Here is a 20,401-nt window from a genome sequence, read left to right on the forward strand (position 1 = left end):
GGATCCTGCGACGCGTCGGTTTCCTGAATAGCTGGAAACACACGCGCTCCCATGCCACCATCAGAGCTGGCTGCACCTCTCGATCGGGTGTTCGACGAGCGTCGTGCTGCGGTCCCCGTCACGACTCAACCAGCAGAAGGGTTCAGGATGCCGGGCAAGGGTCGCGCATACACGTCCGTGGAGATCTGTGCAGGCGCCGGCGGGCAGGCACTCGGCCTGCACAACGCTGGCTTCGAGCACCGGGCACTGATCGAGATCGACCCCCACGCCGTCCAGACCCTGAGCCACAATGCCCGTGGCCCCGGCTGGGAGAGGTGCGAGATCCTCCCGTGGGACCTGACCTCCTTCGATATGGACAAGCTCAAGGAAATCGTGGGAGACAGCACCCTGGACCTGCTGGCTGGCGGTGTTCCCTGCCCTCCTTTCTCCCTCGCCGGGAAACAGCTCGGTGAGGCCGACGAGCGCGACCTGTTCCCTGTCATGCTCGACATGGTCGAGGAGCTCCAGCCCCGTGCAGTCATGATCGAAAACGTGCGCGGCCTGCTGGAGCCCGAGCACAAATTCCAGGACTACCGGCTCAGGATCCGTGCCCATTTGGAGAGCCTGGGCTACCGGATCCTCGGTTGGGAAGTGCTTGAGGCCCGCGACTACGGTGTTCCGCAACTGCGCCCCAGGGCCATCTTGGTTGCCATGCGCGAACCGGCCGCATCCCACTTCCTTCGGCCCCAAGCCAGCAAGAAGATCGTTACGGTCGCCGAAGCCCTGGACGAGACCATGCGCATCCGGTTCGGCAATTCCGCCAAGGGCCGCAAGCATTACGAGAAGTGGCGGCGCACAGCGGAAGAGAAGGGCACTGTGGCACCGACCCTGGTCGGGGGATCGAAGAAGCACGGAGGCGCCGACCTAGGGCCGACCCGCGCCAAACGTGCGTGGGCTGAACTCGGAGTGGACGGCCACGGGGTCGCCGACCCCCACGGCCACACCAAGAACCCCGAACGGGACCTGTACGGGGACCGGGGACCGAAGCTGACCGTCGAACAGGCCGCGATCATCCAGGGCTTCCCCCCAGACTGGGAGTTCCAGGGCAGGAAGACCGCCGCCTACCGCCAGGTCGGCAACGCTTTCCCACCACCTGTCGCCCAAGCCGTCGGCGAGTCCATCATCCGAGCGCTCAAGGCAGCAGAGAGCGGACTCCAGCCGCCCGAAGAGCCCGAAGGACTATTCGAACCGGTGGCCCCGCGCCAACTCACGCTTACGGGCTGAGACAGTTTCCACTACGAGTTCGGCGCACTCGGCCGGGTCCTGGTGCTCCCAGTACCTCAGTACCAGCCACCCGGCCTCCGTCAGCCGCTCATCCGTATCCCGGTCCCGCTGCATGTTCCCGCCGATCTTTTCCCGCCAGTAGTCGGGATTGGTCTTCGGCGGCACGAAGTGGTCAGGACAGCCGTGCCAGAAGCAACCGTCAACGAAGACCGCTACCCGTGTGGGACCGAAAAGCAGGTCAGCGGTGCGCCGCATCTTCGGCAGCGGCTTGGCCGAGACTCTGTAGCGCAGGCCGGCCGCATGGACAAGACGGCGCAGGGCAACCTCGGGCTTCGTGTCCCGGCTGCGGTTTCCCAGCATGCTGCGCCGGTTCGCCGCCGACGACGCCCACGAACCCTCCGGCGCTTTCCAAGCAGCGGTACCGTCCGGCTTCTTCTCTGGCTCAGTCATACCTTCGGCAGTAGAGGAGCTGTTTCGACTGGATCTGTGGCCGAGGCTACTCTCCACCAACCACCGTCGATGGAGACCTTCCGCGCACTTCCTTCCTGCCTCTCATCCGTGGACACGACCCGGGTAGAGACGAACTCACCAGAACCTGGCACAGGAAGGCCGAGCTTTTGCGCAATGACGCTGTGCTCGGTGTAATGCCCGAGGATGATGATCCCTTCCGATCGCAGACTCGACCGGGAACCGCCGTTGCCCCGGACCCGCTTCATGTAGTCCTCCTGCTTGGCGACAGTCGCCACGACCGCTCTCCGGATGATCGTCCCCTGCGCACGCCGGAACAGCTCATCGACCCGCTTCGTCCCGTGCTTGGGAGCAAAGATTGCTTCCACATCGCCAGGAGCCAGGTACAGGAGTGCGTTCGCCGGAAGGGAAGCCTCCGAGAAGAGCCATCGCACGGAAGCTCTCCCCTCCTTGTTCAAGGTCCGCTTGGCGTCCCGGTTGCTGCCGCCGTTCAGAACCTTTTCATCTGCACGGATCAGGCCCGCCCACCACTGGGACTCGGCATCGCTCGCCCAGAGGACCAGGCAGAGCTTGCCGACGGCCTCCGGCGGAATCATCCAGGAACCGCGCTTCTGCGAATACTTGCAGTCCACATCGATGCCGCAGATGCGGTAGTCGAGATCCTCACCCCCCTCGAAGTCGAACTCCCGCTGGAGGTTGATCTCGACGACCGTGCCGAAGTGGGTCTTCTCGGTCTTGTAGAGCTGATCCCACCGGTAGCGCCCGGTGTTCTTCCCGTCGAGGATCATGTCGAAGGTTCTGCGCACGGCAGCCGCAAAGCGGCTGCCGTCGGGATCGAGTCCAAGCAGGTGCTGGGCGACCTTGTCGAGCTCGGGGTCTGAGCCGCTGCCACCAGCAGCCGGAGGAGGGGGATCGAAGAGGTGCACCTTCAAAGAGTAGCAGTAAAAATAAAACACATTCACATTTGATTAAAATCAAAGCAAAAACAAACCCCCTGCAAAATCGAAAAATTCACTTACCAGCGAGCCAGAGCCCCAGGGAGATCCACATAACTCAACAACCTCCCCTGTTCAACACACTCATGCCAGGCTTCTTTCTGTGCAGGGTTAGCACAGCCATCAACAGACTCCCGCAAAGCATCAAAAGCAACATGGTAAACGGCATCCACTTCGCCAGTACCCCTGGCGATCGCAGCCAACCGACTTGACAAGGGCTCAGCCGTCACGGAAACCAGATGCGGCTGCCTCCCCCTGCAATGACGGATCATCTGATTGAATTCATGGCGAATATTCTGCACACGATCAGAGCGAATAGTCCACTTGCAGGAGATGGCCGCATGCAAGAAGTAACTCTTGTCGCTGCCATCAGACCCAGCCACCCCCACAGTGACATCAGGCCTAATGAGGTAGTCCTGGCCGATCGCAATCCTGAGCTCAGGGCTATCTCGAACAAGTTCATCCACCCGCTTCAGATGCGAGTACTGAGAAAAATCCGTCACCAATCCCCCGCAAGCCACCTCCCAATTGTTCCATGACGCCTCCCGCAACAAATACTTTTCAATATCATCCCGAACACTAGATTCCAAAACAGGCCCCGGATTCAATGGAGGGCCATTTCCCCGACTCGGATCCAACCCGAGAGACAAAAGCATACCCTCGGAAATTTTTATTGATTCGGCACTATGAGAATCGGCACAGTTCGGAACATACTTACCCTTACCACTTGGCTTGCGCCAACCCAGTAGATCCTTCGCAAAGACAGAAGTCATAGAAGAACCCTATCGAACTCAGCAAGCAACCACTTCGGACTGATCTAATGACAGCTCCTCGCAGAAACGATCAGATCCGAGTTCGCTGGAGATGTGAGCAATCACTACACCGAACCGGTCCGGTACGCGCACAGCAGTCACTCCTTCGGCGCTCGGGAGGGCCAGGTGATGACTATCCGGGTGTACTTCTTGTCCACCACACAGCTGACGGGAAACCGCCCCCTCTGCCAGATTGGACTGAAACATCCCTCTGTGTCTGGTTAGGCAGGAAGAGACCAATAGGAGAACCACCCGTATGAGCAAGAAGACGAACCCGGCCCCCAGACGATCGCTCAACAGCCATGTGCCCTCTACGGGATGGGGCGGCCGTTCTCCAGATACGCGGTCGTGCCCTGCTCGCGTGCGTACGCACCGTGAGTGATGCGGCGGGCGAGGCGGGGGATGGTGATCGACTCGACGGTGTCCACAGCGTAGAAGTCGTACCCGGTCAGTTCGGAGGGGCCCAAAACGATCTTGTCCAGCCATTCCCTGGCGAGGACACCGCCGTCGAAAACGAACAGTTGCTTGTCGCCCTCGGAGGGATTGGGTGCCCAGTCGACGACCAGCAGGCGGCCGATCGATGGGGTGATCCCCAACTCCTCCTCGACCTCCCGAGCCACGGCCTGGCTCGGGGTCTCCCCGTGCTCGATGTAGCCGCCGGGGATGTCGAGGTAGTCCTTGTAGGAGGGGACCACCATCATCACCCGTCTGAGGTCGTCGAAGAACAGGGCGCCGGCGGCGACCCGGGGGCGAGCGAAGGACTCTGCGGGATCAATGGCCATACTCCGACCCTAGCGGGCCGAAAATCACAGCATCCCCATCCGATGGGCGAGCTTCTCGGGCCTATGATTTCTTTTTCCATGTTTGGACCTCAGCACGCGCTCCTGAAGTTCCCCGAGGTTTCCGAACAAAGAGGAATGCTGCCCCGTGTCGAGGAAAGTTCCCCCGGTGCCCCTCGATTTCCGTATGGAGCAGGGTTGCCGCCTACCCCTTGAGGAGGGCGACGAGTCCCGCCCACTCCCCACTCTCGAACGAGAGGTGCCCGAGGTCCCGGTTCCGGGTGTCGCGCACAGCCGTCTCTCCGGGAAGGTCGGCGACCTCGACGCACTGGGGACCGTCGGGGTTGCTGTAGCTGGACTTGCGCCACCGCGCGGCGTTGGTGTCCAAGGGGGAGCCTCGTTTCGGATCAGTGCATCATGAGATCAAGCCCTCCAGGAAGTCGGCGGACTCCTGCACGGACAACGCGCTTCCCTGAGTACGGCTGAACACCAGCCTATGACGGTCGATCTCGTCCTTGGACTCCAGGTAGAACCCGTCACTGCGGGATTCGAGGAAGACGACGCTGTCAGCACTGTGGCCGTCACCGAAACTGAGGATGGTGAAGGGGAGACCGGCCGCCGCGTGGGCGCCGGAAGCGAACGGAAGCACCTGGATCTCGATGTTGGGCCGCTGTCCGACATGGAGAAGGTGGCGGACTTGTTCCCGCATCACGTCCGCTCCTCCGATCTGGCGGCGCACCGCCGCCTCATCGACGACGGCGAAGAGCAACGGCGGCTCCGGGCGATCCAGTACGTTCCTCTGGCGTTCGAGCCTGATCTTCAGCCGTTGTTCTGCCTGGTCCTTGGTGCTGCCGACGGCGGACTCCAAAAGCGCGGCGATGTAGTCCGGGGTCTGCAACAGGCCGGGGACCAAGCCGATGTTGAACTCCTGGATCATCGTGGCCTCGGCTTCCAGACCGACGAAGGCCCCTGGAAGGACGTCCTGGTACTGCAACCACCACGGTTTGTGGGTTCGTGAGTCGCGCGCGATCTGGATGAGCTCCCGCGCGACGTCCTCCGGAGCCTCGTAGAGCTGGCACAGCGCCATGATGTCGCCCGCCTTGACGCGCTGGAACTCCCCCGCTTCGAGCCTTTGGAGCTTGGCCCGGCTCCAGCCGAGGTCCTTCCAGACCTCGTCCTGGGTCAGGTTCGCGGCGCTGCGCAACCGCCTGAGCTGGATGACCAGATAGCGCCGACGCACCGGCATACCTGTCGCCATGCCGTCCTCCTTGTCTGAGACCGCCACTGCTTCCTCACAGTGTTCCAGACTCGAAACGAACAAACATGACTTTGCTGCACATCAAAGACACTGATCTTATTAAATGAGGCCGCCTCATTTAAGTTGTGAGTCATCTATGAGGGAGCCTCTGGCGTACACCACGTCGGTTGCCCTCATGACGTTCACGGCTGACGCTGGGAGGCGCGCGATGACCGGATACGAGATTCCACGGCAGAGGGCCACCACCCCCGAACCCCACCAGTCCCCGCCCCGGGTCCCCCGGCCCCGTACCCGGCACCACCGCCGCCTCGGCGAGCACACCGGCCTCTTCGACGGCCGCCCCGACCAGGTGGCCCGCATCCGCGACTGGTGCCGCGCGGCCACCGGCCTGGACGACGACCGCGCCGCGCCCGTGCTCCTCGTGGTGACCGAACTCGTCACCAACGCCATCCGCTACAGCGCCTCCGGCGACCCCTGCGGCCGGGTGCGGGTGATCGTCGAGGTCCTCCCCCGCGACCTCGTCCTCATCCGGGTCACCGACGACGGCCCGCGCCCGGGCCGCCCGGTCACCGGCCCCCGGGTGCTGAACCGCCTCGCCGACCTGCGCCCCGGCGGGCGCGGCCTGCACCTGGTGGCCGAACTCTCCCGGAAGTGGTGGTGGACCCGCAGCCACCGCGACGGCCCGGTGACCGTGTGGGCCTGCGTCGACCCCCCACCGCGCCCTCGACGCCTGAGCGCCCAACCCCGCGCCCCGTCCCGCGCTCGCCCCCCGCACACGAAGATGCCCCGTCCGGTGAGCGACCACCGATCCGGGGCGTGACCGACCACCTGAAACCACCAGGAGATCGACCGTGCACCACCCTAGCGGCCGGCACCGCAGGCCACACCGCACTCTCGCCGGGCAGCTCTGGGCCCTGGCCGCCGCGCTCCTCGCCTCGACCCTCACCCTCGTCCTTATCCCGGGCACACCCCGCCGCGCGCCCAGGACGCCCCTGCCCCCGCCCGAGCGGCCCGGGCCGACAGACCCACCGCCCGCACCACACCGGAACCCAGCCCGGTGGCGGCCCGAACCCGACGAGACCGGGGGGCGCGCTCGTCCGCCCCTACATGCCGCCGCCTCCCCCACTTCGCTCGCCCGTCCCCCGCCCCCGGATGCCCGAGGGCGACCTCCTGGCCGCACCGCCGTCCCCTCCGCCCGACGACCTGGCCGACCTCACCACGGCCATCCGCACCTACCTCCACGTCACCGGCCGGGCCTCGGCCTGCTGGCCAGAACGCCGTGGGCGGAGGACCCAGCCTCCAAGCGCGGCGATCTGAGACTTTGGGATCCCAACGAAAGGCCGTGGACCCGACTCACCGATCGGTCCACGGCCAAGGCAAGGGGGAGAACTGGGATCAGCCGGTGTAGTTCGGGTCCGCGGGCACGGGCTGTGCCGGGAACGAGTCCGAGTACTCCATCTCCAGAGCCTCGTCATTGCGCGGAGCCTCAGAGCCCGAGTACTCCGCCTCCAGAGCCTCGTCATTGCGCGGAGCCTCAGAGCCCGAGTGCTCCATCTCCAGAGCCTCGGTGCTGTCCGCCAAGGCGGGTGAGGCACCGAAGATGATCGTGGCCGCGGCTCCAACGGTGAGGAGGAAGGGCTTCAATTTCATGATCGACCTTTCGTTGGTTCTTCACGTGATTGTTGTTCGTGCGATAAGGCGGCCCGGCATACCGCCGACCCGTGGTTCCGCCCCCCGCATACGGGCGGGAGCACCGGTCACTCGGAGATCTCCACCGGGGTACCGACGGGCAGGTTCTCGGCCATCCAGGTGATGTCCTCGTTGGAGACTCGGACACACCCGTGGCTCACCTGGCGGCCCAGCGCACCCTCGTCGTTGGTGCCGTGGACAGCCAGTTGGCCAGGGCCTCCCGCGAAGGTCTCCAATGACTCGGAGAACCCGCTCAGCCCGAACGCGTAAACGCCGTAGGGCCCGTCGGGGTCCGAGGGCTGGAGCAGCTCGGTGAAGTAGTACCGGCCCGGTGGGGTGGGTGTATCGCTCTTTCCCGTGCCGATCACTCCGCCGCGCACCTCTTCGTCCCTTTCGTAGACGGAGAACTCGAACTCCGCCATGTGGATCTCCACCCGGAAGTCGGTGCTGGTCAGTGATACCTCGTCCCTGCGCACCCACCCGGTGGTGCCGTTCGGGCGGACCGGCAGGAGTACCTCCAGCCACGCGTCCTCTTCACTCTCCACGAGGAACGCACGGTCCACCCCGAACCCGTTGGGGTTCACGAGCGTGTCCAGCACCTCCTCACCGCCCTTCTCGGTCATCACCCCGATCTCGTCTCCGAGAACCGTGGCGATCACCGCACCAGGCGGAGGGGCCCCTTCCGAACCCGCCGAGTCGGCGGAGGACGGTTCCGCCCCGGATCCGTCCGGGGTTCCGGACGAACAGGCCGTGAGCGCGGCCAGGAGCAGGATCGCCGCCAGTGGCGGCGGAGCCGTGCGCGGCCTGGTCCGTGCCGGGTTCGGGGGAAGCGAGGATCGAAGCATGAGCAGCCGTCCGGATTCTTCTCACGGGGTGCGGCCGTCCGGGTACGGGCCGGGCCGCGTTTGGGTCGTCCGGAGCGAGCGGCTCCGGACGACCCAAACACTGACGCACGGATGTGAAGAAGTCGTGAGTCCGCTATGTGCCCGTTGTGTTCTGACCTGGGAGGCGGTTTCCGCACCACGTTTCGTCGCCGCGAAGGGCCTCTACCATCTTTTCCGTGTCAGGCGTTCCACGGCAGCGGAGGTATCCACGTGTGCGCCCATGTGCTCGTCGCCGAGGACGACGTGAACCAGGCGGATCTGATCCGGCGGTATCTGGAATACGAGGGACACACCGTACGTGTGGTCCATGACGGTCGCACGGCTGTCGCCGCTTACCACCGCGACCGTCACGACCTGGTGATTCTGGACGTGATGATGCCGACCATGAACGGCATGGAGGCGTGCCGGGCACTGCGCGCCGAATCCGACGTCGCGATACTGATGCTCACCGCCCGTTCCACTGAGGAAGACCTGTTGACCGGGCTCGATCTCGGGGCGGACGACTATGTCACCAAGCCCTACAGCCCGCGCGAGCTGATGGCGCGGGTGCGCACCCTGCTGCGCCGAGCGAGGTGGACAGAGAACGGGGACGGTCTCGGCCGGACCACCGACCCTGTCCTGAGGGTGGGCCCGATCACGCTCGACCCGGGTCGTCATACCGTTCACCGCGACGAAAGACCGGTGTCCTGTACCCGGGCCGAGTTCCAGTTGCTCGCTGCGCTCGCGGCCCGACCGGGACAGGTGTTCACCCGGGCACAGCTCCTCGAACACATCCATGGAATCAGCCGGTTCATCACCGAGCGCACTATCGACGTGCACGTCAAAAATCTGCGCCGCAAACTCGAACGGGTTCCGCGCAAGCCCACCCTGCTGGTCACTGTCTACGGGGTCGGATACAAGCTGAACGAGACCACCGATACTGCGTCCTTTGGGTAAGGCGGAACCGCGGACTATGACGGCGCTCTGGCAGAGCCTGCGCACCCGGCTGCTGGCGAGCTCGGTGCTCATCGCGGCGTGCTCTATCACGGCGACCGCGTGGCTGTCCGTGCAAGGGACCTCGGAGTCGCTCCGCGTCGAGCAGGGGGAGACGCTGGCCGTCGACACCCGGATCCACGACACGCTCATCGGCTACGCTGCGACCCACCCTGATTGGGACAGCGTCGATGGCACGGTCCGGGTTCTCGCCGAGGAGACCGGACGGCGGATCGCACTGGTCACGGAGAACCTTCGACCTATCGCTGACTCCCGGGACGGGTCACCGCTTCCACCCCGGGCGTCCTCAGTCGTGGACCCGCTCGCCATGGACGTGACCCTGGTCTCCGAGCGTGCGGGCCGCATCGACCCGCGCGCGGTCGGCCCGTTCACTGTCTCCGGATCCGACCTGGGGCGGCTCACCAGTGCCGCCGAGGAGAGCGCCGCGTGCCTCAATGAGGAGTTCGGAATATCAGCGACGGTGGAAACCGCGCCGAGCGGCCGCCCCTACGTGAACGTGTCAGGGGGCGAGGAGACCGGGTCACTGCGGTTGTTCTGTGGGCTCACCGCACTGGAAGAGCCCGTCACCAGCGAGCGTGCGGCCCTTGAGGACTTGGCCGAGCTCACCGCCTCGTGTCTGGACCCAGCCGGGCCTGAGGTGGTGTTCCGCATGGACAGCACCACCGGCACGCCGATAGCCGTGCCAAGGAATACCTCGGGTCTCACGCAAGAGGAAGAGGAGGCGTTGTGGGCCGAGAGGGCGCTGTCGTCGGCAGAGATCCGGTGGATGGAGCCGCTGTCCCCGGAACTGGACCGGCACACCGCCGACTGTGTCGACTCCGCCCGGCGCGACCTGCTCGCCCCTTACGTCGCGCCAGCCGCTCTCCTCTTCATCGACGACCCGGCCGAGAATCCGGCCGCCAGCCTGTCCCTGTCGCGCGAGGGTGTACTGCGGGTTTCCGGTGTAGTGCTGCTGGTTCTGGTGCTGACCCTCGTGGTGAGTGTGACCGTCTCGACACAGCTGGTGCGCCCGGTCCGCGCTCTCACGGACGCGGTACTGCGTATGCGCGCTGGTCAGGGCGCTGGGCGGGTCGAGGTACGTGATCCCGGTGAACTCGGCCAACTGGCCACGGCGTTCAATGAGATGTCCGAACACCTGGAACGGTTGGAGGAGCAGCGCAAGGCCATGGTCAGCGACGTCTCACACGAACTGCGGACACCGCTGAGCAATCTCAGGGGCTGGCTGGAGGCGGCCCAGGACGGTGTGGCAGACCTGCAACCGGAACGCATGAGGATGTTGGTGGGCGAAACCCTGCTGCTCCAGGCGATCATCGACGACCTCCAAGACCTGGCGCTGGCTGACGCGGGCAGGCTAAGGCTGTCACCGGAGCGTGTGGAGGCCCGTGTCCTGGTCGAGCAGGTCGTGGCGAGCTACCAGCTTCGCTCGGACGAAGCGGGGCTGCGACTGGTCGCCGAGGCGGACGGGACCGTTCTCAGCGCCGACCCGACACGGCTGACCCAGGCTCTCGGCAATCTGGTGGGGAACGCTCTGCGGCACACTCCGAAAACCGGAACGGTCACCGTCCGGGCATGGGGTGAGGAAGGGGAGGCGATATTCCAGGTCGCCGACACGGGGACCGGGATCGCCCCCGAGGACCTGCCGCAGGTGTTCGACCGGTTCTGGCGGGCGGAGAAGTCCCGCAGCAGGCAGACCGGTGGAAGCGGCTTGGGGCTGGCCATCGTACGCGGCCTCGTCGAACTGCACGGCGGTTCAGTGGCGGTGAGGAGCACCCTCGGGGTGGGCTCCGTGTTCACGCTGCGTCTCCCGTTGTCCGGCCCCACGTTCACGGGATCCTTCCGACCGGCCCCGAACGTCTGACCGTCCGGAGTCCCGCTCCACAACCGTTTCGCGCTCTTGTCCCCGGGCCCATGGCGGCCGACTTCGTGCACGGCGCGGCGTTCGGCGAAGACCGACGCCGAGCTTCGCCGCAGAACGAACCTCGATCACACACCCCGGGGCACGTTCCAAGAGTTCACCTGATCGCACCCCCCATCCTCCCTACTCACGGCGACCCGAACCTGACACAATCGTCCGAATTCCCCCGCCCCCAGCCGCTTTGAGGCCCCACCGAGAGCCCCCGCCCTCCCTTGGAAGGAGCCCCATGGACACCGTGCGCGCCTACGCGTGGAACATGGCGGAGATGCGCCGCCACCTCCTGCCCGGACGGACGGTCGCCCCCGGCATCGACCTCCTCCAGGGCGGCACGCCGCCGCTCACCTGGATCAGTGTGTGGGAACCGACCCGCGAACTCACGGGGAAGGCGCGCGAGGCCCTGTCCGATCCCGGGAGCCTCACCGTCGAGGACCCCTTCGGTCTGCTGGAGCTGTCGGGCACCCGGCGCACCACCCGGCCGATCATGCGCAGACCGGCGGCGATCCCGCTGCCGGAGGCGGAGGCGTCGCGGAAGGTGCGCGAACTCGCCGCCGCCGAGCTCCCCCTGGCCGAGCGGGTCATCGTGGACGGTTTTCCCATGCCCGCGCTCCAGCCCTACTCCCCCTCTCGGCTGCTGCCGACGGACCTGCTCGACCGGCGGGGCTGGCGCGCGTGGGCGATCCGGCGCCTGGGCGCCTGCGTGTCCACGGCCCTGACCTTCGACGACGACAACACCGTGTGCGTCTACTGGATGGCCACCCTGCCCGAACACCGTTCCCTGGGCCTGGCCCGCCAGATCCTGTCGGCGCTGGTCCGCGGCCACGAGGGGCGAGACATCGTGCTGGTGGCGACGGAGGACGGGCAGCCGCTGTACGAGTCGCTGGGGTTCGTGTCGGAAGGGGCCTGCTCGCTGCACCAGCGGTCCGACTGACCTGCCGGGACGGCCACATCGCCATCGCGCTACCGACAGGTAACAATTGGGTCGGTCATCCCATGACTCGTGCCTGACGTGAGCTGGGACACCCTATTGTTCCCCGCATGAGTGTCTTGCGTAGCCGTGCCGTCGTTCGCACGTTGATATGGGTCCTCGCCGTCCTGGCGGCGCTGGCGCTGGTCGCCTCCCTCCTCGGAGTGTGGGCCGTCCGCCGGTCCTTCCCCGAACACGCCGGGAAGCTCACCCTCCCCGGGCTGGACTCCGAGGTCACCGTCCTGCGCGACGACTACGGCGTCCCGCACGTCTACGCCGACACCGCCCACGACCTCTTCATGGCACAGGGGTTCACCCACGCCCAGGACCGCTTCTGGGAGATGGACTTCCGCCGCCACGTCACGGCAGGCCGGACCGCCGAGCTCTTCGGCCCCGACCAGGTGAAGACCGACGCCTACCTGCGGACCATGGGCTGGCGCCGCGTCGCCGAGCAGGAGTACGAACTCCTCGACGCGTCCACCCGCGGCTACCTCGACGCCTACGCCGAGGGCGTCAACGCCTGGCTCGACGACAACGACGGCCTGGCCGCCAGCGTGGAGTACGGCCTGCTCGCCGTGACCGGGGCCGACACCGGGATCGAACCGTGGACCCCCGCCGACAGCCTCGCCTGGCTCAAGGCCATGGCCTGGGACCTGGGCGGCAACATGCACCAGGAGACCGAGCGGGCCGTCCTGCTGGCGGGCGGGCTCTCCCGTGAGCAGGTCGAGGAGCTCTACCCCGCCTACCCCTTCGACGAACACGAGCCCATCACCGCCACCGCCGACCACAACGGCGCCGACGTGGAGACGGACCCGGCCCCCGCCGACGCCGCGCGTGCCCCCGCCGCCGACAGCGCACTGCCCGAGGAGGCGCTCGCCGCCATGGACGGACTCGACGGGCTCGCCGACGCCGTCCCCGAACTGCTCGGCCCCTCCGACAGCCCCGACATCGGCTCCAACTCCTGGGTGGTCTCGGGCGAGCACACCGAGTCCGGTCTGCCGCTGCTGGCCAACGACCCCCACCTGGGCGCGGCCATGCCCTCCACCTGGTACCAGGTGGGCCTGCACTGCACCGAACTGAGCGAGGAGTGCCCCTTCGACGTCAGCGGCTTCAGCTTCTCCGGCCTGCCCGGCGTCATCATCGGCCAGAACGAGTCCATCGCCTGGGGCTTCACCAACATCAACCCCGACGTCATGGACCTGTACGTGGAGCGCATCGACGGCGACCACTACATCGTGGACGGCGAGCGCGTCCCGCTGGAGACCGTCGAGGAGACGATCTCCGTGGCCGGCGGCGAGGACGTGGACCTCACGATCCGCATGACCGGGCACGGCCCGCTGCTCTCGGACACCGCCGTCGGGGAGGACCTGGCCACCGTCGCGGAGAGCACCGACCGGGTCGTGGGCGAGGCCGAGGAGGCCGGAACCGGTTACGGCGTGGCGCTCCAGTGGACCGCGCTCACCCCGGGGCGGACCGCCGACTCGATCTTCGCGCTGAACCGCGCCCGCGACTGGGACGACTTCCGCGGCGCCGCGTCCCTCTTCGAGGTGCCCGCGCAGAACCTCGTCTACGCCGACAATGAGGGCAACATCGGCTACCAGGCCCCCGGACGGGTGCCCGTGCGCGGCGAGGGCGACGGCCGCTGGCCCGCGCCCGGCTGGGACACCTCCTACGACTGGGAGGGGTTCATCCCCTTCGACGAGCTGCCGAGCGCGTACAACCCGCCGTCGGGCGTCATCGTCACCGCCAACCAGTCGGTCGTGGACGAGGACTACGAGCACTTCCTCACCGACGACTGGGACTACGGCTACCGGAGCCAGCGGATCAACGACCTGCTGGACGAGGCGATCGCCGAGGGGCCGGTGACGTCGGAGGACATGTCCGAGATCCACCTGGACTCCTACCACGCGCCCGCGCTCGCCGCCGTGCCCCACCTGCTGGAGGTGGAGGTGGACGGCGCCACGGCCGAGGCGCGGGAGCTGCTGCGCGACTGGGACGGGTACGCCGAACCCGACTCCGCGGGCGCCGCGTTCTCCATGGCCACCTGGCGCCACCTGCTCCCGCTGCTCTTCGACGAGCTGGGCGAGAACTACATGAACGACAGCGCGCGCGGCCTGTACGTGGTCGACGGGCTGCTGGACGACCCCGACTCGCCGTGGTGGGAGGGCGAGGAGGCCGACGGCTACGACGCGGTGCTCGCCGCCGCGATGGACGCCGCGACCGAGGAGCTCACCGAGCGGCTCGGCGACGACCCCTCCGCGTGGCGCTGGGGCGACCTGCACACCCTGACGGCCACCAACGAGTCCTTCGGCACCTCCGGGATCGGTCCGGTGGAGTGGCTGGTCAACCGGGGTCCGGTGGAGAGCGCGGGCGGTTCCAGCATCGTCAACGCCACCGGCTGGCGCTCGGAGCACGGCTACGAGATCACGGCGGTGCCGTCGATGCGCATGGTCGTGGACCTGGCCGACCGGGACGCCTCCACCTGGATCCACCTGACCGGCAACTCCGGGCACGCCTTCCACGAGGACTACGACAACCAACTGGAGCTGTGGGCGCGGGGCGAGACCCTGCCGTTCGCGGTGACGCGTGAGGCGGTCGAGGCGGCCGCCGTGGACGAGCTGGTGCTCGTGCCGTAGCGCGCAAGACCCGGCCCGCCGCCGCCCCCTGCCCCGGGCGGTGGCGGGCCGTTCCCATGCGCCTCGCGGAGCGCTCTCAGCCGCGCAGGTCCTTCTCCGGGAACCGGACCCCGGTGAGCTCCTCGGAGACCGTCCACAGGCGCCGGGCCGCGATCGAGTCCCAGGCGGCCTCGCTGCGGCTCGCCAGGGCAGGGGCGCCCCGCATGCCGCCCATGCCCTTGGGGCCGGCGAGGGCGGCCCCGGGGACGTCCTGGGTGGCGGCGTAGATCGTGGGCAGCGCGCCCACGGCGGCCTTCTGGGCGATGACCGTGTTGGCCACGGCGAGCAGTCGGTGCAGGACGGGGTTGCCGGTGTGGCCCTGGAGGTTGGTGGCGGCGTAGCCGGGGTGGGCGGCGACCGAGAGCACCGTCGACCCCGCCTCCTCCAGGCGGCGCTGCAGCTCCAGGGTGAACAGCAGGTTGGCCAGTTTGGACTGGGCGTAGGCCTTGGCCGGGTGGTAGCCCTTCTCCATGTGGAGGTCGTCGAAGTCGATGCCCTGGGCCATCTGGTGCATGCCGGAGGTGACGGTGACGACCCTGCCCGCGACGTGCGGCAGGAGCAGGTTGGTGAGGGCGAAGTGGCCCAGGTGGTTCACACCGAACTGGGTCTCGAACCCGTCCTCGGTGCGCGACTCGGGGAGCGCCATCACTCCCGCGTTGTTGATCAGCAGGTGGATGCCGCCCTCCCACCCCTCGGCGAACGCGCGCACCGAGGCGAGGTCGGCGAGGTCGAGCGGGCGGACCTCGGTGTTCCCTTCGATGGTGGCGGCGGCCTCTCGGCCCTTGTCTTCGCTGCGGACCGCCAGGACCACGCGCATGCCCTTGCGGGCGAGGATGCGCGCGGTCTCCAGGCCGAGTCCGCTGTTGGCTCCGGTGACGACCGCCGTGCGGCCGCTGAGGTCGGGGATGATGACCGCTTGCGTCTCCATCGCGCCAAAGTAGGGGAAGGCGGCGCACCTTGTCCACGGCGGCCACGGTCGCGTTGGAGGCCCGCCGGAGGGCCGTTCTATGCTGGGGCCATGGCCGACCGCCCCTACCACCACGGTGACCTGCGCGCCGCTCTCCTCGCGGGCGCCGAACGCGCGCTGGAGAAGCGGGGACCGGAGGCGCTGTCCCTGCGCGAACTCGCGCGCGAGGCTGGGGTGAGCCACGCCGCCCCGGGCCGCCACTTCAAGGACAAGCAGGCGCTGCTGGACGCGCTGGCGCTCACCGGGTTCGAGCGGCTCAACGGGTACCTGGAGCCCGCCGTCTCCAGCGCGGAGACCGCGCGTGAACGCCTCTTCCTCCTGGCCCGCGCCTACGTGGGCTTCGCGGCCGAGCACGCGGCGCTGCTCGACCTCATGTACGCGCGCAAGCACGGCCCGAACGCCCCCGAGGAGCTCACCGAGGCCGTCGAGCGCATACTGGCGACGGTGATGCGCCCCATCGCGGAGGGCCAGGCCGCAGGGGAGGTCGTCGACGGGGACCCGGACACCATCGCGACGGCGGTGTCGGCCACCGTGCACGGGTTCGCGATGTTCACGGCCGACTCCTCCCCCGCCGACCCCGAAGCACAACTCCGGGACGTCCTCGGCGTCCTGTACAACGGCCTGCGCCCGCGCTGAGGCGCCCTCCCACGCACGGGGCCCGGTCAGCCCTGTGGGCGGGCCGGAGCCGGGCGGTTGGGCGCGGAGGCCCGGGTATCGAACTTCGTGCTCGCCAGGGCCCGCTCCGCCAACGTGATGAGATCGAGCACCTCACGGACGAGGTAGGCGGTCGTACCGCGTTCGATGGACCTGGTCTGCACGATCCCCGCCTGGCAGAGTTCGTCCAGGGCGGTGCTCGCCGCGGGGAACGAGACCTTGAGGATCCTCGACAGGGTCGTCGCGGTGAGCACTGGTGCTTCGGGGAGACACCCCAGAAGACGTGCGACGGCCGAGTCCGCCCGCGGGGCCGGTCGCAGGCCGACGGACGCCCGGTGGGCCGACAGCCGGTGGCCCCATGCGGAGCGAAGTTCCTCGATACGCTCCATGAGCGTCTGTGACTGTTCGACGGCGATGGCGGAAGCCTCGACGAAGGTGTCCACCCACGCGTTGACCGACGCGCTCGCGTCCGGGGACGTGGGCGGGGCGTCGTGCCGGTAGGCGTTGAGTCCCTCGACATACCGGTCCCGCAAGGTAGCGAGAACGAGACTGATCGGCAGGACCGCCGCTTCAGTCAGACCCCGACGTGCCAGAACCGTGTGGATGAGGGCACGGCCCACACGTCCGTTGCCGTCGGTGAACGGGTGGATCGTCTCGAACTGCGCGTGGACGAGCGCTGCCTGGATCAGGGAGGCGTGGGCCGCGCCATTCATGTAATCCACGAGGTCGGCGATCAGGCCGGGGACCCGGTCGGGGTTCGGCGGGACGAAGTCCGCCCCGATCGGGCTCCAGTCCGAGCCGCCGATCCAGTTCTGGACCTGACGCAGTCCATGGTGGTCCGGCTGTTCGGGAAGCAGCGCCCGGTGGAGTTCGACGATGTGGTCGACCGTGAGGAGTTCAGCGTCGACGAGGTCGGTCGTCGACCTGCGGACGATCGTCATGTTGTTGGCCACGAGCCGTGCCTGCTCGCTCAGTCCCCGGACTGCCTCGGACTGACTCAGCTCAGCGAGCGCGACCTGCTGTGCCGATGGTGCGATACCTTCGATCCGCGAACTGGCGATGGCTTCGGAGCGCAGCAGGAACCGTGCAACACCGGCCAGGTTCTCCGCGTTCGGGCCGTTGAGAGCACGGATGCTTCGCTCGACGGCGCCGACCCGGCGCGAGAGTCGACCGTCGACAGCCAGGGCAAGACCGTCGACAAGGTCGGGAACATAGCACTGGTAGGGGCCGGAGCGCTGGGCGGAGCGTGGCAGGCCGAAGCCCGTGCCGGATTCCCAGTGCGCCCTCTCCCATGCGGCCATTCGCGGTTTCCTTTCATGGACTCGCAGTCCATCAAAGGATAGAGCAATAAAGTTTAATAGACGGGCGTTCCGTTCAAGGTTCTCGCGTTACTCCAGCCTCAGACGCCCCGGGCGGCCCTCCTTCCCCGTAGGGCCCCTGGTGGTCGGGGGACGTCACCGGGCGTGGACATCAACCCGGTCTCCTCCGCCGAGTACAGCCGATGCCACGGTCCGAACCCCATTTCACGTGCGGGCCCAGCACCGACACCCTGGACGACGACCACCAGGTGCCCTGTTTCAGCAGGTCACAGCGGCGGGTAGACCTCGGGTAGAGGCGGCGGTCGGACACGATCGGGGCAGGCGATGAGGGCGAAGGTCGGCGACTACGTGCACACCCACGGGGTGGCCAGCACGGACGGTCAGCACAGCGGCAGGATCGTGGAGGTGCGCGGCGCCGGGGAGCGGCCGCCCTACGTGGTCCGTTTCCCCGACGGCGAGGAACGCCTGATCTACCCGGGCCCGGAGACGGTGGTGGAGCCCCGGTTCCCGCGGGACTGACCGGGAGGGGCGCAGGGCCATGGCCGTCCGCGACTGGAACCCGGACACCGTCCGCAACATCGGGATCATGGCGCACATCGACGCGGGCAAGACGACCACCACCGAGCGCGTCCTGTACTACACCGGTGTCTCGCACCGGATCGGCGAGGTCCGCGACGGCGACACCGCCATGGACTTCATGCCGGAGGAGCGCGAGCACGGCATCACCATCACCTCCGCCGCCACCACGTGCCACTGGCCGGTGGACGGGGCCGACCACACCGTGAACATCATCGACACCCCCGGCCACATCGACTTCACCGCCGAGGTGGAGCGGTGCCTGCGCGTCCTGGACGGGGCGGTCGCGGTGTTCGACGGGGTGGCCGGCGTGGAGCCGCAGTCCGAGACGGTGTGGCGCCAGGCCGACCGCTACGGGGTGCCGCGCGTGTGCTTCGTCAACAAGATGGACCGCGTGGGCGCCGACCTGGAGTACTGCGTCGACACGATCGCCGAGCGCCTGGACGCGGTGCCGCTGGTCCTGCAACTGCCGGTCGGCGCGGAGGCCGGTTTCCGAGGCGTGGTCGACCTCGTCCGAATGCGCGCGCTCGTGTGGCCGGCCGAGACCCAACCCGGCGAGGCCTACGACGTCACCGGCGTCCCCGAGGACCTGGCCGACCGGGCACGTGAGTGGCGGACGCGCCTGGTGGAGGCGCTCGCCGAGTTCGACGACACCGTGATGGCGGCCTACGTGGAGGGCACCGAGCCCTCCGAGGCGCGGATGCACGCGGCGATCCGCCGTGCCGCGCTCGGCCGGATCGGCGACGGGGCCGTGTACACGCCGGTGCTGTGTGGCGCGGCGTTCAGGAACAAGGGTGTGCAGCCGCTGCTGGACGCGGTGGTCCGCTACCTGCCCTCCCCCGGGGAGGCGGGCGCGGTGGAGGGCCGTCCGCCCGGGGACCCCGGGACGGTCCTCACCCGGCGTCCGTCGGAGGAGGAGCCGCTGGCCGCGCTGGCCTTCAAGGTCAGTAGCGACCCGCACCTGGGCGCGCTGACGTTTCTCCGCGTGTACTCGGGGCGGCTGGAGTCGGGCTCCCATGTGCACAACTCCGTGAAGGGGGAGCGGGAGCGCGTCGGCAAGATCTACCGCGTGCACGCCGACAAGCGGGAGGAGATCGCGTCGGCGGGCGCCGGCGACATCGTCGCGGTGATGGGGCTGAAGCGGACCGGCACCGGTGAGACGCTGTGCGACCCCGGCGACCCGGTCGTGCTGGAGTCCATGGACTTCCCCGACCCGGTCATCGAGGTCGCGGTCGAACCCGCCTCGCGGACCGACCGGGACCGCCTCGCCACGGCGATCGCCCGCCTCACCGACGAGGATCCGACCTTCCGGGTGCGGACCGATCCCCAGACCGGCCAGACCGTCATCGGCGGCATGGGCGAGCTGCACCTGGAGATCCTGGTCCACCGGATGCTCCGCGAGTTCCGGGTGGCCGCCAGGGTCGGCAGGCCGCGGGTCTCCTACCGCGAGACGATCCGCGAGGCCGTTCCGCGGATGGAGCACACGCACCGCAAGCAGCACGGGGGCAGGGGGCAGTACGCGCGAGTGCGGATCGCGGTGGAGCCGATCGGGGAGGGCTACGAGTTCGTGGACGCGGTGACGGGCGGGCGCGTGCCGAGGGAGTTCGTGCCGTCGGTGGACGCGGGCTGCCGCCAGGCGATGCTGGAGGGCACGCTCGCCGGGTACGGGCTAACGGGTGTACGGGTGACGCTGTTGGACGGTGCCTTCCACGCGGAGGACTCCTCGGAGGCGGCGTTCCGTATCGCGGGGCGCGCCGCGTTCAGGGAGGCGGTGGCCCGGGCCCGGCCCGTCCTGCTCGAACCGGTGATGGCCGTGGAGGTCACCGTGCCCGAGGAGTACATGGGCGAGGTGATCGGCGACCTCAACGCCCGGCGCGGGCGGGTGCGGTCGATCGGGGAGCGCTACGGCGCGAAGACCGTGTCGGCGCTGGTGCCGCTGGCGGAGATGTTCGGATACGTCGTCGACCTGCGCGGGCACACGTCCGGGCGGGCGGCGTTCACGATGGAGTTCGACTCCTACGCCCAGGCGCCGCGGTCCGTCACCACGGGGATGGTCGGCGCCGCCTGACGGCTGGCGCGTGACCCTGTGGGGCGGTTCGGGCGGTGGTCCGGGACCGTGTTCGCGCGGTGACCAGCCGTTGTATCTCATTCGTATGCGGCCTGTAGGCATCCTGCCTAGTTTCGGTAACG

20 protein-coding genes are annotated in these 20,401 nt (G+C 68.0%); 10 read left to right on the forward strand and 10 right to left on the reverse strand.

The window, feature by feature from the left end:
• The first annotated feature begins 177 nt into the window (after positions 1–177).
• On the forward strand, positions 178–1,263 hold the full coding sequence (locus ACFHWE_RS05715; RefSeq protein WP_416599544.1) for a DNA cytosine methyltransferase: 1,086 nt from the start codon (positions 178–180) through the stop codon (positions 1,261–1,263).
• Here the strand turns inward: ACFHWE_RS05715 and ACFHWE_RS05720 are convergent.
• The 6 genes from ACFHWE_RS05720 to ACFHWE_RS05745 form a co-directional block, all read right to left on the reverse strand.
• Positions 1,219–1,713 carry a very short patch repair endonuclease gene (locus ACFHWE_RS05720; protein WP_416599545.1) on the reverse strand — a complete coding sequence of 165 codons (495 nt, stop codon included), beginning with the start codon at positions 1,711–1,713 and terminating at the stop codon, positions 1,219–1,221. The two genes, ACFHWE_RS05715 and ACFHWE_RS05720, sit on opposite strands and share 45 nt — an antisense overlap.
• Positions 1,710–2,657 (reverse strand): NaeI family type II restriction endonuclease, encoded by a 948-nt coding sequence (locus tag ACFHWE_RS05725; RefSeq protein ID WP_416599546.1) that lies wholly within the window; start codon positions 2,655–2,657, stop codon positions 1,710–1,712. The genes ACFHWE_RS05720 and ACFHWE_RS05725 overlap by 4 nt, the downstream gene beginning before the upstream one ends.
• Before the next feature lie 89 nt (positions 2,658–2,746).
• On the reverse strand, positions 2,747–3,499 hold the full coding sequence (locus ACFHWE_RS05730; protein WP_416599547.1) for an NgoMIV family type II restriction endonuclease: 753 nt from the start codon (positions 3,497–3,499) through the stop codon (positions 2,747–2,749).
• A 350-nt stretch (positions 3,500–3,849) separates the two neighbouring features.
• The gene (locus tag ACFHWE_RS05735; RefSeq protein ID WP_416599548.1) at positions 3,850–4,320 is read right to left on the reverse strand and encodes an NUDIX domain-containing protein; all 471 of its coding nucleotides are present in this window, start codon (positions 4,318–4,320) and stop codon (positions 3,850–3,852) included.
• A gap of 202 nt (positions 4,321–4,522) precedes the next feature.
• The gene (locus ACFHWE_RS05740) at positions 4,523–4,705 is read right to left on the reverse strand and encodes a DUF397 domain-containing protein (protein WP_416599549.1); all 183 of its coding nucleotides are present in this window, start codon (positions 4,703–4,705) and stop codon (positions 4,523–4,525) included.
• Positions 4,706–4,732: 27 nt separating this feature from the next.
• The gene (locus ACFHWE_RS05745; RefSeq protein WP_416599550.1) at positions 4,733–5,575 is read right to left on the reverse strand and encodes a helix-turn-helix domain-containing protein; all 843 of its coding nucleotides are present in this window, start codon (positions 5,573–5,575) and stop codon (positions 4,733–4,735) included.
• Positions 5,576–5,783: 208 nt separating this feature from the next.
• Here ACFHWE_RS05745 and ACFHWE_RS05750 point away from each other — a divergent pair, with 208 nt between their 5' ends.
• Positions 5,784–6,395, forward strand: coding sequence for an ATP-binding protein (locus ACFHWE_RS05750; RefSeq protein ID WP_416599551.1), 612 nt, complete (start codon positions 5,784–5,786; stop codon positions 6,393–6,395).
• Between the two features lie 332 nt (positions 6,396–6,727).
• Positions 6,728–6,892 (forward strand): hypothetical protein, encoded by a 165-nt coding sequence (locus ACFHWE_RS05755; RefSeq protein ID WP_416599552.1) that lies wholly within the window; start codon positions 6,728–6,730, stop codon positions 6,890–6,892.
• A gap of 78 nt (positions 6,893–6,970) precedes the next feature.
• Here the strand turns inward: ACFHWE_RS05755 and ACFHWE_RS05760 are convergent, their stop codons facing one another.
• The gene (locus ACFHWE_RS05760) at positions 6,971–7,225 is read right to left on the reverse strand and encodes a hypothetical protein (RefSeq protein WP_416599553.1); all 255 of its coding nucleotides are present in this window, start codon (positions 7,223–7,225) and stop codon (positions 6,971–6,973) included.
• 107 nt (positions 7,226–7,332) lie between these two features.
• A complete protein-coding gene (locus tag ACFHWE_RS05765; protein ID WP_416599554.1) occupies positions 7,333–8,109 on the reverse strand; it encodes a L,D-transpeptidase in 777 nt (258 codons plus the stop codon).
• A 249-nt stretch (positions 8,110–8,358) separates the two neighbouring features.
• Between ACFHWE_RS05765 and ACFHWE_RS05770 the strand changes: the two genes are divergently transcribed.
• The 4 genes from ACFHWE_RS05770 to ACFHWE_RS05785 all read left to right on the forward strand — a co-directional run bounded on the left by ACFHWE_RS05770 (position 8,359) and on the right by ACFHWE_RS05785 (position 14,656).
• Positions 8,359–9,084 carry a response regulator transcription factor gene (locus ACFHWE_RS05770; protein WP_416599555.1) on the forward strand — a complete coding sequence of 242 codons (726 nt, stop codon included), beginning with the start codon at positions 8,359–8,361 and terminating at the stop codon, positions 9,082–9,084.
• Between the two features lie 16 nt (positions 9,085–9,100).
• On the forward strand, positions 9,101–10,999 hold the full coding sequence (locus ACFHWE_RS05775) for a sensor histidine kinase (protein ID WP_416599556.1): 1,899 nt from the start codon (positions 9,101–9,103) through the stop codon (positions 10,997–10,999).
• A 283-nt stretch (positions 11,000–11,282) separates the two neighbouring features.
• A complete protein-coding gene (locus ACFHWE_RS05780; protein ID WP_416599557.1) occupies positions 11,283–11,984 on the forward strand; it encodes a GNAT family N-acetyltransferase in 702 nt (233 codons plus the stop codon).
• 107 nt (positions 11,985–12,091) lie between these two features.
• Positions 12,092–14,656: a penicillin acylase family protein gene (locus ACFHWE_RS05785; protein ID WP_416599558.1), complete on the forward strand. Its 2,565-nt coding sequence runs from the start codon at positions 12,092–12,094 to the stop codon at positions 14,654–14,656.
• 76 nt (positions 14,657–14,732) lie between these two features.
• On the opposite strand, the gene ACFHWE_RS05790 is transcribed toward ACFHWE_RS05785, so the two are convergent.
• The gene (locus ACFHWE_RS05790) at positions 14,733–15,623 is read right to left on the reverse strand and encodes an oxidoreductase (protein ID WP_416599559.1); all 891 of its coding nucleotides are present in this window, start codon (positions 15,621–15,623) and stop codon (positions 14,733–14,735) included.
• 90 nt (positions 15,624–15,713) lie between these two features.
• Between ACFHWE_RS05790 and ACFHWE_RS05795 the strand changes: the two genes are divergently transcribed.
• Positions 15,714–16,298, forward strand: a complete 585-nt coding sequence (locus tag ACFHWE_RS05795; RefSeq protein ID WP_416599560.1) for a TetR/AcrR family transcriptional regulator — start codon at positions 15,714–15,716, stop codon at positions 16,296–16,298.
• A gap of 26 nt (positions 16,299–16,324) precedes the next feature.
• Here ACFHWE_RS05795 and ACFHWE_RS05800 read toward each other — a convergent pair whose 3' ends face one another.
• Positions 16,325–17,617 (reverse strand): Fic family protein, encoded by a 1,293-nt coding sequence (locus ACFHWE_RS05800; protein WP_416599561.1) that lies wholly within the window; start codon positions 17,615–17,617, stop codon positions 16,325–16,327.
• A 342-nt stretch (positions 17,618–17,959) separates the two neighbouring features.
• Between ACFHWE_RS05800 and ACFHWE_RS05805 the strand changes: the two genes are divergently transcribed.
• Positions 17,960–18,154 (forward strand): DUF1918 domain-containing protein, encoded by a 195-nt coding sequence (locus tag ACFHWE_RS05805; protein ID WP_028649981.1) that lies wholly within the window; start codon positions 17,960–17,962, stop codon positions 18,152–18,154.
• 19 nt (positions 18,155–18,173) lie between these two features.
• A complete protein-coding gene (gene fusA, locus ACFHWE_RS05810) occupies positions 18,174–20,279 on the forward strand; it encodes an elongation factor G (RefSeq protein ID WP_416599562.1) in 2,106 nt (701 codons plus the stop codon).
• Positions 20,280–20,401: the final 122 nt, after the last annotated feature.

The organism is Nocardiopsis sp. LOL_012, from assembly GCF_048060475.1.
Lineage (GTDB): Bacteria > Actinomycetota > Actinomycetes > Streptosporangiales > Streptosporangiaceae > Nocardiopsis.

Bases quoted from the DNA above. Each gene is read 5' to 3' on its own strand.
- ACFHWE_RS05735 (WP_416599548.1), bottom strand. From the start codon at position 4,320: ATGGCCATTGATCCCGCAGAGTCCTTCGCTCGCCCCCGGGTCGCCGCC.
- ACFHWE_RS05800 (WP_416599561.1), bottom strand. From the start codon at position 17,617: ATGGCCGCATGGGAGAGGGCGCACTGGGAATCCGGCACGGGCTTCGGC.
- fusA (WP_416599562.1), top strand. From the start codon at position 18,174: ATGGCCGTCCGCGACTGGAACCCGGACACCGTCCGCAACATCGGGATC.
- ACFHWE_RS05730 (WP_416599547.1), bottom strand. From the start codon at position 3,499: ATGACTTCTGTCTTTGCGAAGGATCTACTGGGTTGGCGCAAGCCAAGT.
- ACFHWE_RS05790 (WP_416599559.1), bottom strand. From the start codon at position 15,623: ATGGAGACGCAAGCGGTCATCATCCCCGACCTCAGCGGCCGCACGGCG.
- ACFHWE_RS05775 (WP_416599556.1), top strand. From the start codon at position 9,101: ATGACGGCGCTCTGGCAGAGCCTGCGCACCCGGCTGCTGGCGAGCTCG.
- ACFHWE_RS05765 (WP_416599554.1), bottom strand. From the start codon at position 8,109: ATGCTTCGATCCTCGCTTCCCCCGAACCCGGCACGGACCAGGCCGCGC.
- ACFHWE_RS05785 (WP_416599558.1), top strand. From the start codon at position 12,092: ATGAGTGTCTTGCGTAGCCGTGCCGTCGTTCGCACGTTGATATGGGTC.
- ACFHWE_RS05750 (WP_416599551.1), top strand. From the start codon at position 5,784: ATGACCGGATACGAGATTCCACGGCAGAGGGCCACCACCCCCGAACCC.
- ACFHWE_RS05780 (WP_416599557.1), top strand. From the start codon at position 11,283: ATGGACACCGTGCGCGCCTACGCGTGGAACATGGCGGAGATGCGCCGC.
- ACFHWE_RS05760 (WP_416599553.1), bottom strand. From the start codon at position 7,225: ATGAAATTGAAGCCCTTCCTCCTCACCGTTGGAGCCGCGGCCACGATC.
- ACFHWE_RS05805 (WP_028649981.1), top strand. From the start codon at position 17,960: ATGAGGGCGAAGGTCGGCGACTACGTGCACACCCACGGGGTGGCCAGC.
- ACFHWE_RS05755 (WP_416599552.1), top strand. From the start codon at position 6,728: ATGCCCGAGGGCGACCTCCTGGCCGCACCGCCGTCCCCTCCGCCCGAC.
- ACFHWE_RS05795 (WP_416599560.1), top strand. From the start codon at position 15,714: ATGGCCGACCGCCCCTACCACCACGGTGACCTGCGCGCCGCTCTCCTC.
- ACFHWE_RS05745 (WP_416599550.1), bottom strand. From the start codon at position 5,575: ATGGCGACAGGTATGCCGGTGCGTCGGCGCTATCTGGTCATCCAGCTC.
- ACFHWE_RS05720 (WP_416599545.1), bottom strand. From the start codon at position 1,713: ATGACTGAGCCAGAGAAGAAGCCGGACGGTACCGCTGCTTGGAAAGCG.